Origin of the sequence: Enterococcus sp. AZ197 (assembly GCF_050556405.1) — a bacterium.
GTDB lineage: Bacteria > Bacillota > Bacilli > Lactobacillales > Enterococcaceae > Enterococcus > Enterococcus faecalis.
In genome coordinates, this window is record NZ_CP187873.1 from 2,027,462 (window position 1) to 2,042,946 (window position 15,485).

General features: G+C 36.2%; 14 protein-coding genes, 1 tRNA gene and 1 other annotated feature (1 of these 16 cut by a window edge). Of the genes, 3 read left to right on the forward strand and 12 right to left on the reverse strand.

Translation table 11 applies throughout. From position 1 onward, the window contains the following. Nucleotides 1-38 (reverse strand) — a binding site (T-box leader); it reaches 210 nt to the left of the window's first position. Nucleotides 39-91: 53 nt separating this feature from the next. From IGK82_RS09730 to IGK82_RS09765, 8 genes are all read right to left on the reverse strand, one after another. Then, on the reverse strand, nt 92-406 hold the full coding sequence (locus tag IGK82_RS09730) for a glycine cleavage system protein H (protein WP_002413422.1): 315 nt from the start codon (nt 404-406) through the stop codon (nt 92-94). 5 nt (nt 407-411) lie between these two features. Continuing rightward, nucleotides 412-771, reverse strand: coding sequence for an arsenate reductase family protein (locus IGK82_RS09735; protein WP_016622335.1), 360 nt, complete (start codon nt 769-771; stop codon nt 412-414). Nucleotides 772-795: 24 nt separating this feature from the next. Beyond that, nucleotides 796-1,983, reverse strand: a complete 1,188-nt coding sequence (locus tag IGK82_RS09740; protein WP_002356636.1) for an FtsW/RodA/SpoVE family cell cycle protein — start codon at nt 1,981-1,983, stop codon at nt 796-798. Nucleotides 1,984-2,226: 243 nt separating this feature from the next. Next, nucleotides 2,227-3,663 (reverse strand): helix-turn-helix domain-containing protein, encoded by a 1,437-nt coding sequence (locus tag IGK82_RS09745; protein WP_002370475.1) that lies wholly within the window; start codon nt 3,661-3,663, stop codon nt 2,227-2,229. Continuing rightward, complete coding sequence (locus IGK82_RS09750; RefSeq protein ID WP_016622333.1) at nt 3,664-4,365, reverse strand: bacterial Ig-like domain-containing protein; 702 nt, start codon at nt 4,363-4,365, stop codon at nt 3,664-3,666. A 198-nt stretch (nt 4,366-4,563) separates the two neighbouring features. Then, complete coding sequence (locus IGK82_RS09755) at nt 4,564-9,084, reverse strand: bacterial Ig-like domain-containing protein (RefSeq protein ID WP_123836466.1); 4,521 nt, start codon at nt 9,082-9,084, stop codon at nt 4,564-4,566. A gap of 176 nt (nt 9,085-9,260) precedes the next feature. Next, on the reverse strand, nt 9,261-10,592 hold the full coding sequence (locus IGK82_RS09760; RefSeq protein ID WP_002409658.1) for a hypothetical protein: 1,332 nt from the start codon (nt 10,590-10,592) through the stop codon (nt 9,261-9,263). 112 nt (nt 10,593-10,704) lie between these two features. Then, complete coding sequence (locus tag IGK82_RS09765) at nt 10,705-11,256, reverse strand: helix-turn-helix domain-containing protein (protein WP_002362234.1); 552 nt, start codon at nt 11,254-11,256, stop codon at nt 10,705-10,707. A 213-nt stretch (nt 11,257-11,469) separates the two neighbouring features. Between IGK82_RS09765 and IGK82_RS09770 the strand changes: the two genes are divergently transcribed. Together IGK82_RS09770 and IGK82_RS09775 are read left to right on the forward strand one after the other, a co-directional pair. After that, on the forward strand, nt 11,470-12,177 hold the full coding sequence (locus IGK82_RS09770; protein WP_002356628.1) for an AzlC family ABC transporter permease: 708 nt from the start codon (nt 11,470-11,472) through the stop codon (nt 12,175-12,177). After that, on the forward strand, nt 12,164-12,490 hold the full coding sequence (locus tag IGK82_RS09775) for an AzlD domain-containing protein (protein ID WP_002362235.1): 327 nt from the start codon (nt 12,164-12,166) through the stop codon (nt 12,488-12,490). Before IGK82_RS09770 ends, IGK82_RS09775 begins: the two co-directional genes overlap by 14 nt. Before the next feature lie 49 nt (nt 12,491-12,539). Here the strand turns inward: IGK82_RS09775 and IGK82_RS09780 are convergent. After that, nucleotides 12,540-12,612 (reverse strand) — tRNA-Thr (locus IGK82_RS09780). Between the two features lie 158 nt (nt 12,613-12,770). Between IGK82_RS09780 and IGK82_RS09785 the strand changes: the two genes are divergently transcribed. Then, nucleotides 12,771-13,007: a hypothetical protein gene (locus tag IGK82_RS09785; protein WP_002381528.1), complete on the forward strand. Its 237-nt coding sequence runs from the start codon at nt 12,771-12,773 to the stop codon at nt 13,005-13,007. 73 nt (nt 13,008-13,080) lie between these two features. Here IGK82_RS09785 and IGK82_RS09790 read toward each other — a convergent pair whose 3' ends face one another. The 3 genes from IGK82_RS09790 to glyA all read right to left on the reverse strand — a co-directional run bounded on the left by IGK82_RS09790 (nt 13,081) and on the right by glyA (nt 15,458). Continuing rightward, complete coding sequence (locus IGK82_RS09790) at nt 13,081-13,353, reverse strand: membrane protein (protein ID WP_002356625.1); 273 nt, start codon at nt 13,351-13,353, stop codon at nt 13,081-13,083. Nucleotides 13,354-13,458: 105 nt separating this feature from the next. Next, nucleotides 13,459-14,088, reverse strand: coding sequence for a uracil phosphoribosyltransferase (upp, locus tag IGK82_RS09795; RefSeq protein WP_002356624.1), 630 nt, complete (start codon nt 14,086-14,088; stop codon nt 13,459-13,461). A 131-nt stretch (nt 14,089-14,219) separates the two neighbouring features. Next, nucleotides 14,220-15,458 carry a serine hydroxymethyltransferase gene (glyA, locus tag IGK82_RS09800; RefSeq protein WP_002356623.1) on the reverse strand — a complete coding sequence of 413 codons (1,239 nt, stop codon included), beginning with the start codon at nt 15,456-15,458 and terminating at the stop codon, nt 14,220-14,222. Between the last annotated feature and the right edge of the window lie 27 nt (nt 15,459-15,485).

Consider the following 15,485-nt stretch of genomic DNA (forward strand, 5'->3'; position numbering starts at 1 on the left):
ACGTCCTTAACATGTACTCTTCTTTTCAAAGCTTTCTTTTGATTAGATTGAGAAAATTATAGCAATAAACATTGGCCTTGTCAACGTAAGACTAAAGATTTTCAAATTCTGTTGGTTCAACATCTGCTAAAACAGCAATCCAGGCATTTTCTTCATCTAATGCACTTGGCTCTTGATCAGCCGCTTCATTAATCGCAACTACCTTACCAGATAATGGACTACTGAATTCACTGACTGCTTTTTCTGCTTCTAATTCAATTAAAGAGTCACCTTTAGCTAATGTTTGTCCGACTTTGGGAAATGTTGCAAAAGTAATCTTTCCTAAATCCTCTTGGGCTTCGGCGGTTAAACCAATTTTATAACCTGCTTCTGTTGGTACGATCCATAATTGATCGATTTGTTTCATTTCACTCATTTTCCAAGCACTCCTTCGTAATCTGCTTCTTTAAAACCATTCGTTAGAAATGTATTGTCTTTTAAGAGAATTGGACGCTTAATCAACATGCCATCCGCAGCTAAACGCTGACTTGCTTCTTCAATAGAAAAACTGTCAACAAGATCTTTTAAGCCTTGTTCTCTATATAAAACCCCACTTGTGTTAAAAAAACGACGAACAGGCAAGCCGATCTCTTTCATCCATTTTGCTAATTGTTCACTACTAGGCGGTGTTGCTTTAATATCAATTGCTTGGTATTTAACGCCTTGTTGGTCTAACCACGCTTTCGCTTTTTTACAAGTTGAGCATTTAGGATATTCATAAAGTGTGTACATTTCTACCCCTTCTTTCTTCTTTCTTTAACGACCACTTCTGGTACGAACCGTTTCTTGTTGGTAACGCATGGACATAATTAAGCCCACCCCAATCATGTTACCTAAAATGGAAGAACCACCTTGACTAATAAACGGTAATGGAATCCCAGTTAATGGTAGTAAACCAATATTCGCTCCAATGTTTTCAAAAACATGGAACAAAATCATCATGATAATTCCTGTGGCAATGTAGGCATAGAATTCATTATTTGTATCAAAACAAACGCGAATCATGCGGTAGATTAAAATAAAATACAACAAAATAATGAAACAGCCACCAATAAAGCCAAAGTTTTCACCAACAACTGTAAAAATCATATCTGACTCACGAACAGGGACATACACATCACTCACGTTAAAGCCTTTTCCGAAAAGGCCCCCAGAACCAATTGCTGTTAATGCTAGCGCTGGTTGGAATGAGCGATCTGGATCTGTATGGAAAGGATTTAGCCATAAATCAATCCGATCAAATTTATAGGCTTCGACCCCTAACTTAGACAATAAATCTCTACCTGTTTCTGTTGTAATCAAGTAAATAGTTCCTGCCCCCACTAGAGCAGCTAAAATAAAAACTGGCACAATAATTTTCCAAGTAATGCCAGACATTAAGAAAACTCCCCCAAAAATGGCTAAGAAAACTAACATCGTCCCGAAGTCTTTTTGTAAAAGTACTAAAACAATTACCGGAATCGCGACTAATAGCATTTTAGCGATTAGCCAAAAGTCGCTTTTGAGTGTTCGGTCCACATATTTAACATTATGCATGGTCACTATATAGGCCAACATCAAAATAAACGCAATCTTCATCAATTCCGATGGTTGGAATGTGGTGCCACCAAAGCGAATCCAGTTTTTAGAACCTGTTTGCTCTGCTAGCACGGGGTCATAGAATTTCAGTAGTAATCCCATTAATACTAATCCAAGTGCATAAAAAACGGGCGTTAACCGCCAGAGTAATTTTGAGCTAAAATGCATAATAATGACAATACTTAATCCTCCGACTAAATACCACAGTCCTTGTTTCATTAACAAGCTACCAATTTTAGGTTTGCTTGGATCATTGTAAAGCGCTACGTAAAGCGATAGCATACCAATTAGTGATAAAAGAAAAACTGGTAATATCACGCCGTAATCAATTCGACTATCTAAATTTGTTTTCTCTTTTCTATTCATTCGTCATCCCTTTTCCTTTGTTCATACGTTTTTTATTATATCTTTCTCACAGAAGAAAAGAAAGGAATTCTACTATATTTGAGAAAAACTTTAGAGAATTGGTCCTTCACTAGCAATTTTTTCTTTTTCTTCAATACTATTTGGCTTTTATTTAAAATTTTTTACATCAGTGATAATGAGAAAGTTTACTATAAACATTCAGTAACAAAAAACAGTCGCAACTAAAACACGTTGCGACTGTTTTTATTCGCTTTTTCTTTGTTTCGTTTGTTGTAGCTCTTTATTAATTCGGACAATTTCGTTGCCAAAATTTTGCCAGTCACTGGCTCGCGGGGGCGCTAACCAAATTAAACATTTTACTGAAAATAACGTTTTTGGTAAATAATCCGAAACTACTAAATCAGTATCTGGTCGAATCGCTGAATGAAAGTGAATGCTGAAAGATTCGAATATTTTGATTTGTTCTTTGATAAACTGAGTATATTTTTCTCCTTGCGTAAAATTCACATAAAGATTGATCGTGCTTTTTTCATTCCTTTGGTCATAAAGACGGGATAACACTAATAGCAAATCAAAAAATAAAGAAAGCTTACTAAACTCAAACGCCGAGCAATCCAACGCAAATAAAAACTGACGACAGCTATTAAAAACAATTGGGTAGCGTTCCTGAAAAAATTCTAAATCCATAATTCGTAAGGTGATATCGATAAACGGTGTAATAAAACGATGTTGATAAATAATCGGAACAATTTCTTGATAAAATTCTTCGTCCGAAATTGTAAACGGCATATAAGAAAAGAATAATGTTTTCGTAGCCGTAATTGCCTCATTGTGAGAACTCAGCAAATGTTCCGAAATAAGTTCACTTTGATAGACCGATAAATTGCCGATAATTCCTTGAATTTCTGCGTTTTTCTCTGCATGAGTCGCCTTCATCACTTCGTTGATCCAACATTGAATTTCTTGATAAATCGAACTTTCTTCATCAAAAGCGAATGGATTTTCTTCTTGGGATAAAAAATAATTAGCTTTTCTTTGCGTTCGTTCTAACGCCACCAATACATAATGTTTAAATAAATGAAAATTAGTGATATTTTCATAAGAGCCTTTCAATTGAGCCAATAATTGGTTCACTGCGCGAAGATCTGTTTGATTATATAATTCTTCAGAATCTTTGTAAATTCGGTAATAAAGCATAGTAAAATATTGTCTAATCGCCATTTCATTGCCGCTAAGTTGTAAATTTTTGGATAACTTAATACCGTATTGACCTAATTCTTTCCGGATATGGTCAACAATTTTATATACAACCGTTCGACTCATCCCGTGCTTTTCACCATATTTTTTGATTGAGGTAAACTGATGAAAGAAAATCGTTTTTAATAGATTAAATTCTAACGAGTCTTTTAAATAATATTCTTCAATAATACTTGAAGAAATACGAAGGCTTTGAGATAACAAAATTTCATTATTTTTTTCACTGATTTCCATCTCATTAATCAGACCAAAGCGTTGCAAATCTGCATTGATTTCTGTTATGTTCCGTTCTAGCAAATAAGGAGAAATAGCTAATTGCTTACATAAACGATCTTTTCGTTCAGAAAATGAATATTGTTGCTCTAACTTTCTAATAATCGCTAATTTTAAATTTTCCCGATCATCTAATAACAAGAATTCCATTTAAACTCTCCTTGTTCCATACAAAAGTGAGCCTGACAGGAAGCTTAAAGTGGTGCCAAATTGAGAGGACCCACTTGTCGCTCCTCCAGTAATTTCCACTGGGGCTATCGTATCTATTTTTTTCAACAACTCATCATTTAACAGCACCTTTTTATTTACTCGTTCCTGTTCAATTTTATTTTTCTTTTTCTCCTGTTTTGTTTGTTGCTCCTTGTCCTGTCTCGAGGCAATAATTGGTCTTTCTGGGCCAATCATTGCTTTACTATAAGGAAGCTCTGCAAGCATATTCCCCTCTGCAGCAAAATTAGTAGGGTTGACATACACCTTCGCAATAGAAAGGTATGACTCGTAACGGAAGGTTACAAAATAAAGGCCTACTTTTTGAGTATTTACATTATTTTCTATAATTACATTTTCTAAATTTAAAGGGCGACCCTCTTTATCTTTTAGAAAAACGACATTGTCTAAGGGTGACCATGCTTGATTAACTCCTAAAAACGTGTCTTTTAATTTAAGTTCCGTTTGATTTTCTTTGACCGTAATGGTTGCTGTTTCAATTTTGCCATCCACTTCATAAGTCACGGTGTATTTGCCTGGTGTTGTCGCTTCGTTTGCATAGCTATTCACTGAAGCAATCAACATTCCTGAAGAAAGAAATAAGGCTGTGCCGATACTACCATAATAAATAGTTCGCTGGTTCATCTCGTTTATTATTCCTCCAAACTATTTCATAAAAATAACTATCCTAACAAAAAAACCTGCTAATAGGTGTTCTTAAAATAAAAATCACTTGTAAAACTTCCTATTTTCCAAGGAAACAGCTACCCTCATTCATGCACTTATTCATCTTTTAAGCGTGGAACAAAAGTTACTTTAAACTTTTGCCCCACGCTCATTTAATTATTTTCGTTTCTTCTTGATGACTATACCACTAATAATCACAATAAGTAACACAACAAGTCCTAGCACACGATATAGACCATTAGTTTGTTCTCCCGTTTTTGGATAACGTCCTTGCTTGTCAGGTTTCACAATATGTGTGACATACTGACTACGTTTTATCGTGGTTTGATTCGTTGAGGAACTAGTCTGGTTGTTCTCATTTTTATCTGGTAGTGGTGTAGGATTACGATCAATCACATGAACAGTTGCTACTGTCGTTAATTGACGAGGTGTTTCGTTTGAAAACATTGAGAAAAGTCGTGACTGCACAGCTGGTTTGGTTTCATTAACTGGCTCAGTGGTATAGGAAATCTGGTACTCTCCTGTTTTCTTTGTATCAACTTCCCCTTTTACTTGAACCTTATCAAAGGATATAGCATGACCGTCACGATCTGTCGCTGAAACGAAATTATCTTCTGGTTTCCATTTATCGCCGACATAAATCGTTGTATCTTTAACCTCTAACTTAGATTGGTCGGGTTTGACGGTCACATGGGCTGTTTCTTCTTTACCTTCGCAACTGTATACGATTGGATAAACGCCTGCTTTGGTGTTATCAACTTGACCTGAAACGGTGATTTTTTCGAATGGGACATCTTGACCTGTTTTGTCTGTTGCTGAAACAAAGTTCTCTTCTGGTTTCCATGAATCGCCGACATAAATCGTTGAATCTTTGACCTCTAACTGACTGTCATCACGGACATGAACGATTGCTTTCGCTTCTTTTGTGCCATTTTTATAGACAATTTCATAATCGCCTATTTTATCAACATTCACTGTTCCCTGAACATCAATTTTTTCAAACGGAACGTCTTGACCTGTTTTGTCTGTCGCGGAAACGAAGTTATCTTCTGCTTCCCATTTATCACCCACATAAATTGTTGTATCTTTGACCTCTAACTGACTGTCATCACGGACATGAACGATTGCTTTCGCTTCTTTTGTGCCATTTTTATAGACAATTTCATAATCGCCTATTTTATCAACATTCACTGTTCCCTGAACGTCAATTTTTTCAAAAGGAACGTCTTGACCTGTTTTATCTGTTGCTGAAACGAAATTATCTTCAGGTTTCCATTTATCGCCGACATAAATCGTTGAATCTTTGACCTCTAACTTAGATTGGTCGGGTTTGACGGTCACATTAGCTGTTTCTTCTTTACCTTCGTAACTGTATACGATTGGATAAACGCCTGCTTTGCTAGTATCAACTTGACCTGAAACAGTGATTTTTTCGAAGGGAACATCTTGACCTGTTTTATCTGTTGCTGAAACAAAGTTCTCTTCTGGTTTCCATGAATCACCCACATAAATCGTTGTATCTTTGACTTGTAAGCGACTGTGATCAATTGTTTTAGTTAATGGAATTTTTAGTTGATTGTCTCCTTTGACCAGCTTAATGGCTTTTCCTGTCAAATACTCTTCATCCACGGAATATTCCTGCGGTACATTCGTTACTCGCAAAGTATAATCACCTGTCATGATGGCATCAAAGGAGTATTGACCTTTTTCATCTGTTGTAAATTCGGTTGCTGTATGCGTGACATTATCAATTAGTTCAAAAGAAACCTTCGCAATTGCTTGGTTTTCATCCTCTATGTTATGCGTATAGAATGTGGCAGTTGCTAAATAAACAATACCTTCCGCATCACCTTCTGAGAATTTCAATGTGATTGGTGCAGTGGTGACTTTTTTCTTGTTAGCAGACATCTGGTCCAATGTTTCAGAGTCGATTGTTGTTTCTGTATAGATTTGGCCAGCGTTTGCAGAGACAGTATTGTATTCAATCGTAATGTTTTCTGTCAATGTATAGTCTTTAAAAATAATTTTCGCACCGTTTGTAGTCTTCTCTAATGAATAAGCATCTTCTGGCACGCCTTTCACGGTAATAGAATTCAAATCGATTTGAGCATTGGTTGTGCCTTTGGGTGTTAATTCAATCGTTGGATTTTTCACACGATGTGTTTTATTATCAATATTTTTTGTTGTTACTGTCGTTTTTGTTACATTTTTTAATGTTGGATTCGCCGCTTGTGTTGCACTCAAAATGTCTAACGCTTCATTTTGAACAGAAACCGAAGCAGACCCTTCATTATTATTCGATTGTGGTTCTTTAGCTGTCCCTGTTATATAAAGAGTTGGCACGTCGATCCAGCCATTGGCGTTTTTATACTCAATAATGTAACGTTTGTTGGTTTTTCCAAAATCAAACGTGTAACTATTGGTATTTTCGTCAAAAGTAATCGTTGGGTATCCAGGACTGTCTGGTGACATTGGTTTATCAAAATAATAGCCACGATCCCAGTATTGTGGATAAATTGAATCTACCTGATCGTTTGAAACATCATAAATGTCAAAAAGAACATCGGCGCCAGCTGGAATTTTTGTACGGACGCTTAGTGAGTCAAAAGAATCATTTCGTGCATTGACAAGGAATTGATTTTTACTACTTTGAAGTGTTCGTTCAGAACCACGCTTACTATTAGTAGTTACTGTCGTATCAACTGGAGTTAAACCTTCAGCACTCATTGTTATCGGTATCGTATCGACTGGGATACTTTTATCTTTTGGCAAACTATCGGGCACATAATTAAAACCAATTGGAATTTGGATTTCGTTGGTTATTGGCGTAGTGAACTTAATAACTGAACCATCTGACGTTGGCGTTACTGTATAATCCGTTCCTAACTTGTAATAAAAATAAATTTCTTTTGTAGCTCGCAATGAAAGATAATTAGGATGCTTTACTTTAATTTCTAAATTTTGAATCGGTGTCTCTTTGCTTCCCATAACTGAGACAGTTGTTCTTGATGAATAGGCACCATTTTGATCATAATTACCCCAAGCAGTTTCAGCATTCAAAGGATTAACAACACTAATTGGTTCAATATATTGATCGGATACTAATTGAATGGCTTTATTGGGACCAATTACAGGTGTACTTAATGATAGATTAATGTCCTTCTTGTCAAAATCCATTGTTAAATCAGAAATATTTATTCTTAAATAGCTATCTTTTGTGGCCGTTAAGGTAAGCTTGCCACCTTCAGTTTTAATATCAAAATAGTCTTCCAATTTTACATTTTCATATAAAGGACCATACGCCGTAAATTTAGGATTCTTAATTTCTTGACCATTTGTACTCTCTAATACGATTTGTTGACCCACTTTTGTTTCTGTTAACGTGCCATAAATTGTTACATAATATTTCCCTTTGCTTTGAAAACTGATATAGGACATACTACGCATTTCACGATCAGCAATTACTTTACTTGTTTGACTAGTCTTCGCAGTAAAATCGGTTGTTTGTTTAGTTCCTGTCGTACTTTTCAAAGAAATTGACCCAATTTTTGTTGTTGGATACTGCTGCGAATATAAGTAGTTATAGTCCGAAGCACTCTCTAAATAAATTGTCCGATTAATCGATAAGGAATAGGCTTTTTGTTGATTCATGTTTGGAACAGTTATAGCAATCCGCCCTAGTGAATTATCGCTTAATGTATAATCTTTGCCAGGTGTTAACAGGGTTTGCGTTTCTGGTAAAATTTGACCATTAATGTCGACATCGTAACTGAAAACTTGAGGTTCCAAGTTATCTTGTTTTCCAAAGACAGCGCCTGGCGTCTCTGTTGTCAATAATTCTAATGTTTGATTGCCAGTTAACGTCCGGTCTAAATTATAAAAAATTTCGCCATCTAACCCCGTCGTTCTGGTTCGTTCGTTATATTGAATTGGTTCCACTTGTTCATATAAATCAAACGAGTAGGTTTTTTTATTTTTTCCTGGAGTTTCAATTTTGATTAATGGTTCCGCCTCTGTTGTTAGATAACTTTTTAATTCTACTTTAAAGGAAGTATCTGAAACTCGTTGATTAAACGTAATACTTAATGTTTTGGTTGCCGCATCGACTGCCCAAGTTGCGCCAATGCCCGTCACATCTCCGCTAACAGTTGAATAACCTAAATGTTCTGGTAATTGAACTGTATAAACTGATCCAGGTGCATAACCTGTGTTTCCAACAGCAAATTGGAACGTAGCGGTTACCGGTGTTGTATTTAATTCGCGGTGAACCTCTGTTTGGCTGTATTCTGTTCCACCAATCGGCGCAAGACTCATACTGTCAAGTAGTTCATCTGTAATTGGCGCTTGAACATCTGGTAGGGCTTTTTCATTAAGTGAGGTATCCTTGTCCTCCGTTGTTTGTTGTTCAGATGGTGTAGCAGCATCACTGGAAGCTGTTGTGCTCGCCTCTGTGGTTTGCGATTCAGTTGTTGCAGTTGGTTGATTCATTTCTGAAGTATTCGTTGTTGCTAAAGGTAAAGATGGTGTTGAGTTCGATAACTCTGCCTCTTTTTTTGCTGTATCAGTGGTCTCTGTTTGTGCTTCTGTCGTTGTTACAGCATAGGCATTTGCGGCAAACCCGAAATTTTGTGCGAGAAGTATACTCAACATCACAAAAGAAAAAGTTTTTTTCTTCATACTAATCCCCTTTCAATAAAATTCATATAACCTAATAATAGCTTGTTAAAAATGAAACAATTGATTAATTTTTTTTGAATCTTCGAAAAAAAAAAACATCTTTTCATAAAAAAATACTTGGAAAATCAGCCACAATCACTGTTTTTCCAAGTATTTTTTTTATGAATATTTGTAAATTATCGTTTCTTTTGACGAAAAACGACCACGAAATAAACTGCAATAAACAATAACACTAAGAGCGAGTTACTATTTTTAATTAAAGTTAAAAATTGACTTGTTTGCATTGAAATGCCTTTGCCGCCAGTCAATTCTAATAAAAATTGTGTCGTGCCACCTTTGCCTACTACAGTGACTAACATAAGCGCCATCAAAATAAATTGATGGAATAAACTCCCTTTTGTTTGTGTTGTATATTTGATAAGGATGCGGCTATCTTTTGGCAAATCTGTCTCTTGATAATATCGCCTAGCTAAAAAGCTATTCAATGTGCTTTTGAAAAAACTCAAGAGAAACAGGCCTAAAATAGTCCACGAGGTAAGAAGTAATATTCCCAAACTTCCCGCCAGACCAACCATTGGTATGTTGTTTGACCATTGTTTCGTTTTACTAGCTACAATCATTGCAAAAATCATCCCTAAAACATAAGGTAAATAGAGATAGATGCCCATATGAGCTCTGCCATAAACCCCTGCAACATAAATGGAGCCAAATAAAAATAAATAGTTCCCGACAATCCCGTTAATCAAGGTCGCAAGATTCATTTCTAATGATACTTTATACGCACCGCGTTTGCCATAATGACTAACGAAAAGGACAGCCACCACAAAGAAACAGCAGGCGCCAACAATCGCATAATCAAATTCCACCGCATTCGTTAATAAGCGACCACTTCTTAATAAAAGTAATAACACAAAAAAGATAACAAACAGAATTAATTCTTTTCGTGAAACTTCTGCTGATTCTTCTTCTAGCTCGTTTAATGAAACAGGATAGCTCTTGATTGCTACTAAAGCAACCAGAAAATAGAGCGCGTACACCAATAACGCCAGTCCAATCTCAGTCGCTTTAAAAAATAAAGCGCCAAATAAAACAGCGGTCAATAAGACTGTCGTTAAAAGATTGCTATGACTGATTTTTTGACCTTCTTCTTTTAAGAAAAAGCGAATTGATTGATTACTTGGTGGCAACAACGCTCCACTAAGTCCTAACAACATTCCTGAAATACTATAAAGCGGGAAAGAATAAGCGCCGGCAATCCCAATTAAGGAGCCTGCCAAGCCTAACAATAGAGAAATCTTTAGTAGACCTAGACTAGTTAAAGACAAATTAATTCCTCGAACCAGAAAAATGCCTGTCATACGCAATGTATAAAATAAGACAAATGGTAAAATTGTTAGAAGGTTGTGTCCATCACTCAATTGAATGTAAAGTAAATAAGGCACAACAATAATCGTATTACTTAGTAAACTTAATGCTGTATTACCAAGACTTTCAATTTTTTTATTCATTTTGACCTCTTCTTTTATCTTTCATTTTCTATTATTTTTAGGGTAGCATTGTTTACTTTTTTTGTCCATAAAATAACAGATGCAGCAATTTTCTAATGTTTATTTTCCACTGTTACGTATAATAGTTAATGACGACTGCTTGGACTTTCTCTGTTCCGTCATTTATATACGTGTGTACTTGATTAGCATCAAAATACATAGCGGCGTCTTTTGGAAGAAGGTATCTCTGACCGCCCACTTCAAGAGCTAATGCTCCTTGAATAACCATGACATATTCTGTCGAACGTTTTGAATGCCCAACAGCTTGATACTTTTTCCCTGGATCTAATTCAAACTGAAAGAGTTCAAAGTTTCTTTCCTGGTTGTCCGAGTAGTAATTAAAGACTCGATAGGAGTGATCTTCAGAATGTTGTGTTACCGTCTCAGTTTTTTTAACCACGGGATTTTCTTTAACATAGTCATCTTCTAATAAATACGTATATGGAACATTGAGTCCATTACTTATTTTCCAAATTGTATTTATGGTAGGATTGGTGGTTCCTTTTTCAATCTGCGAAAGCATCCCTTTACTCACTCCGGTTATCCCAGCTAGTTCATCTAACGTAAGTTTTTTTTCTTGTCTAATTTTTTTTAAATTATTGCCAATAATTGTATTAATCTCCAAAATAGTTGCTCCTTCTGTTTCTTTTTATCATCCAAAAGTTTAATATATTGAACAAAAGTATTCTTTATTGTATTATACAATATATATCTTAGTTGTTCAAAAGGAGTGGTTAATAATGAAAACGCTCATTCGCTCGTTGTGTCTCATTATCGAAGGTCTAGATTTTCATACACACGTGTTTAAATTTTATACAGAAAGAAGGAAAAAAAGAGAATGAACCACCAATTAGATGCACGCACTGGCATTCGTGAAGCCTTGCCAACGGTTTTTGGCTATATTGGTATTGGCATTGCTTTTGGTATCGTAGGACAAGCAGCAGGTTTTTCCCCTCTTATTGTTAGTGCGATGTCGTTTTTTATTTTTGCAGGATCTGCTCAGTTTGTAACAGTTAGTATGTTGACTGGCGGCAGCCCTATCTTATCTATTGTGTTAGCGACTTTCTTAGTAAATGCGCGTATGATTCTTATGGGAATGACCATTGCGCCTTACTTTAAAGCCGAATCTCTCGGTAAAAATCTCTGGTTGGGAACCTTACTGACGGATGAAAGTTTTGCACTAGGAATGAATAAATTAAACCACACCAAAGGACGTTTAAGTTTTGAGTGGTTTAATGCTGCCAATTTGATTTCCTATGCGACTTGGGTTTTTTCGACGATCATCGGTGCCTATCTAGGGCGCTTTATTGCAAACCCTCAAGCATTAGGTCTTGAGTTTGCGGTCGTGGCTATGTTCATTGGTTTACTCTATCTGCAGATAATTAGTGATCGTTCCATGAAAATCGCTTTACAACTCATCATGGTCCTGATTACTTTTGGTTTGATGTCTATTGGTCTAATTTTTATTCCCAGTAATTTAATTGTCTTAGTTGTCACGTTAATCGGGTGTGGAATAGGAGTGATGATAAAACATGCCTTCTTCTGAGTATCTCTTTTTAACAATTTTAGGCTGTACCGTTGCAACCTGGCTTTCAAGAATACTGCCATTTTTACTTTTAAAAAAAATCAGTCTGCCACAGAAATTATTAGAATATCTAAGTTTTGTTCCAATTGTGATTATGTCCGCCTTATGGTTTAGTAGCTTATTTGAACAAAGAATTGGGCATTTACCAAGCCTCAATCTTCCTTATTTATTCGCTTCATTTCCTACCATTTTAGCCGCAATACTTACTAAAAACTTATTGCTTATTGTACTGGTAGGCATTGCTTCATTTGCACTAATCCAAAATTTTATCTAAAAAAACAGACAGGCACTACCATCTGGTAGTGCCTGTCTGTTTTTTTAGATGCCAGCTGCAGGGATCGAACCTGTGACCTACGCGTTACGAGTGCGTTGCTCTACCAACTGAGCTAAGCTGGCCTGAAACAAATCTATTATAGGACTTTCTACTTTATTTGTAAAGTCTGTTTGTTATTTATTTATGCAAAATCTCTTTAAAATAAGCCAAATAGCGACTTTACAAACTTTTTTCTGAAAATGTGGTATAATAGAGATATCAAGAAAGGATGGTTTTTTGTATGTCAAATTTTAATGGTATGGTTACTCCTGTTGTTCCATCGGATGCTGGTAAGGATTTCGCCGTTGACACCCATGTTACTTTTCTTGTTCACGGACAGCCACAAACAGGCGTTGTTACGAAACAATTAAAAAATGCCGCTGTCGTCGAAATTGACGAAACGCAAAAAAACAATCACTTAATGGTGCACAGCAATGGTGTGATTGTTATTAATTACAAACAATTGAAAAAGATTTAATTCTTCAAGCGTGGGAAATTTCCCCCGCTCTTTTTTATGTACAGAATTGGAATACTTTCCAATTCGTCGGAAACTATAATGCTGTAATAAACGCAAAAAAACCAAAAATAATTCCAGGAACATTAGCAAAAATAATGGACTTATCACGTGTTTCTCCATCGTCTCCATATAGCCCGTGAATCGTCCAAAAAATACAATTAATCATTGCCACTAATGGTTGCGTCGGATTGCCTTTTTCCCCATGTAAATTTCCATAAATTTGTGGAATATATGAAACATACATCAAAACTGACATCACACTAGCAATCACAGCGATAGCGTGTAAGACTTTTTTATTCTTTTTCATAGCTACTCCTTTGTTTTTTTATTTTTTATTATACACCTAGAAAAGTTCTTTAAGCAAAAGAAAACCGTTAGTAACCATAATCGGTTACCTAACGGTTTTTTGTTATTATTTTGTTCCGAATAAACGGTCACCAGCATCCCCTAAACCAGGAACGATATAGCCGTCTTCGTTTAAGCGCTCATCTAAAGCTGCTGTATAAATATCTACATCTGGGTGCGCTTCTTGTAAAGCTTTCACACCTTCTGGAACGGCCACTAGACATACAAATTTAATGTTGCTAGCACCACGTTCTTTTAAGGAATCGATGGCCATAATTGCGGAACCACCTGTTGCTAGCATTGGGTCAACAACAAATAATTGACGACTTGCAATGTCTTCAGGTAATTTCACGAAGTATTCATGTGGTTGCAATGTTTCTTCATCACGGTAAAGTCCAACGTGTCCAACTTTCGCTGCTGGAATTAATTCTAAAATCCCATCAACCATGCCAATGCCGGCACGTAAAATAGGAATAATTGCTACTTTTTTCCCTGAAAGTGTTTTTTGTGTTGATTTACCCATCGGTGTTTCGATGACAACATCCTCTAAAGGCATATCCCGTGATACTTCATAAGCCATTAACATAGCAATTTCGTTGACAACTTCGCGGAAAACCTTTGTCCCACAGTTCTTTTCGCGAATCATTGTTAGTTTGTGTTGAATTAGCGGATGATCAATTACTTGAAATTTTCCCATATCTATTCTCCTTCATTATTTTATTCTTTCTTATTGTAAAACAAAAGAGCCTAGGACACAAGTTGAATTCCTTAAATCCTAAGCTCCGACTCTTATTTGTACAGAGAATCGCGCTTCAGCTATCCCTGATGTTAGTTATATAATGGATATTTTTTAGTTAGCGCTGCTACAGCTGCTTTGACTTCATCATGAACTGCTGTATTTTCTGGATCTTTTAAGACTTGAACGATTAATTTAGCAACTTCTACCGCATCTTCTTCTTTAAAACCACGTGAAGTAATCGCAGGCGTTCCAATACGGATACCACTTGTTTTAAATGGACTTAATTGTTCAAACGGAATTGAATTTTTATTGACAGTAATATTTACACTATCTAAAATAGCTTCTGCTTCTTTTCCATTTAAACCAAAACCTGTCACTTCAATCAGTAATAAGTGGTTGTCTGTTGCCCCACTAATTAAACGAGCTTCTGGCGCTTGATTGAAAACTTTCGTCATCGCTTGCGCATTTGCAATCACTTGCTGACTATATTCAGCAAAACTTGGATCCAATGCTTCTTTAAAAGCTGCGGCTTTTCCGGCAATCACATGTTCCAATGGACCACCTTGAATGCCTGGGAAAATACTACTATTTACTTTTTTCGCCAATTCTTCGCTATTTGTCAAAATTAAACCACCACGAGGACCACGCAATGTTTTATGGGTCGTACTTGTTACGATATCAGCATACGGAACTGGATTTGGGTGCAACCCTGAAGCTACCAAGCCTGCAATATGCGCCATATCAACCATTAACTTGGCATCTACTTCATCAGCGATTTCACGGAAACGTTTGAAATCAATCGTTCGTGAATACGCACTTGCGCCAGCAACAATTAATTTTGGACGATGTTCTCTTGCTAAAATTCGCACGACATCGTAATCGATTACTTCTGTTGAAGGATCCACTCCATAACTGACAAAATTATAGGTTTTTCCACTAAAGTTAACGGGCGAACCATGTGTTAAGTGACCACCAGCTGATAAATCCATCCCCAAAATGGTATCACCTGGTTCAACTAATGAAAGGTATGCCGCTGTATTGGCTTGAGAACCTGAATGGGCTTGTACATTCGCGAATTTTGCACCAAATAATTCTTTGGCACGATCAATAGCTAAATTTTCTACGATATCGATAAATTCACAACCACCATAGTACCGTTTGCCAGGGTAACCTTCTGCGTATTTATTCGTTAAAATACTTCCTTGGGCAGCCATAACCGCTTTTGACACGACATTCTCAGATGCGATTAGTTCCAAGTTATTTTCTTGGCGCTCTTCTTCTCTTGCAATTGCATTCCATAAATCTGGGTCATACGTTTTGTAATCCATTCAAACAACACTCCATTTTGTTTTCTT

Coding starts and splice junctions, on each gene's coding strand:
- IGK82_RS09730 (WP_002413422.1), bottom strand. CDS start 406: ATGAAACAAATCGATCAATTATGGATCGTACCAACAGAAGCAGGTTAT.
- IGK82_RS09735 (WP_016622335.1), bottom strand. CDS start 771: ATGTACACACTTTATGAATATCCTAAATGCTCAACTTGTAAAAAAGCG.
- IGK82_RS09740 (WP_002356636.1), bottom strand. CDS start 1,983: ATGAATAGAAAAGAGAAAACAAATTTAGATAGTCGAATTGATTACGGC.
- IGK82_RS09745 (WP_002370475.1), bottom strand. CDS start 3,663: ATGGAATTCTTGTTATTAGATGATCGGGAAAATTTAAAATTAGCGATT.
- IGK82_RS09750 (WP_016622333.1), bottom strand. CDS start 4,365: ATGAACCAGCGAACTATTTATTATGGTAGTATCGGCACAGCCTTATTT.
- IGK82_RS09755 (WP_123836466.1), bottom strand. CDS start 9,084: ATGAAGAAAAAAACTTTTTCTTTTGTGATGTTGAGTATACTTCTCGCA.
- IGK82_RS09760 (WP_002409658.1), bottom strand. CDS start 10,592: ATGAATAAAAAAATTGAAAGTCTTGGTAATACAGCATTAAGTTTACTA.
- IGK82_RS09770 (WP_002356628.1), top strand. CDS start 11,470: ATGAACCACCAATTAGATGCACGCACTGGCATTCGTGAAGCCTTGCCA.
- IGK82_RS09775 (WP_002362235.1), top strand. CDS start 12,164: ATGCCTTCTTCTGAGTATCTCTTTTTAACAATTTTAGGCTGTACCGTT.
- IGK82_RS09785 (WP_002381528.1), top strand. CDS start 12,771: ATGTCAAATTTTAATGGTATGGTTACTCCTGTTGTTCCATCGGATGCT.
- IGK82_RS09790 (WP_002356625.1), bottom strand. CDS start 13,353: ATGAAAAAGAATAAAAAAGTCTTACACGCTATCGCTGTGATTGCTAGT.
- upp (WP_002356624.1), bottom strand. CDS start 14,088: ATGGGAAAATTTCAAGTAATTGATCATCCGCTAATTCAACACAAACTA.
- glyA (WP_002356623.1), bottom strand. CDS start 15,458: ATGGATTACAAAACGTATGACCCAGATTTATGGAATGCAATTGCAAGA.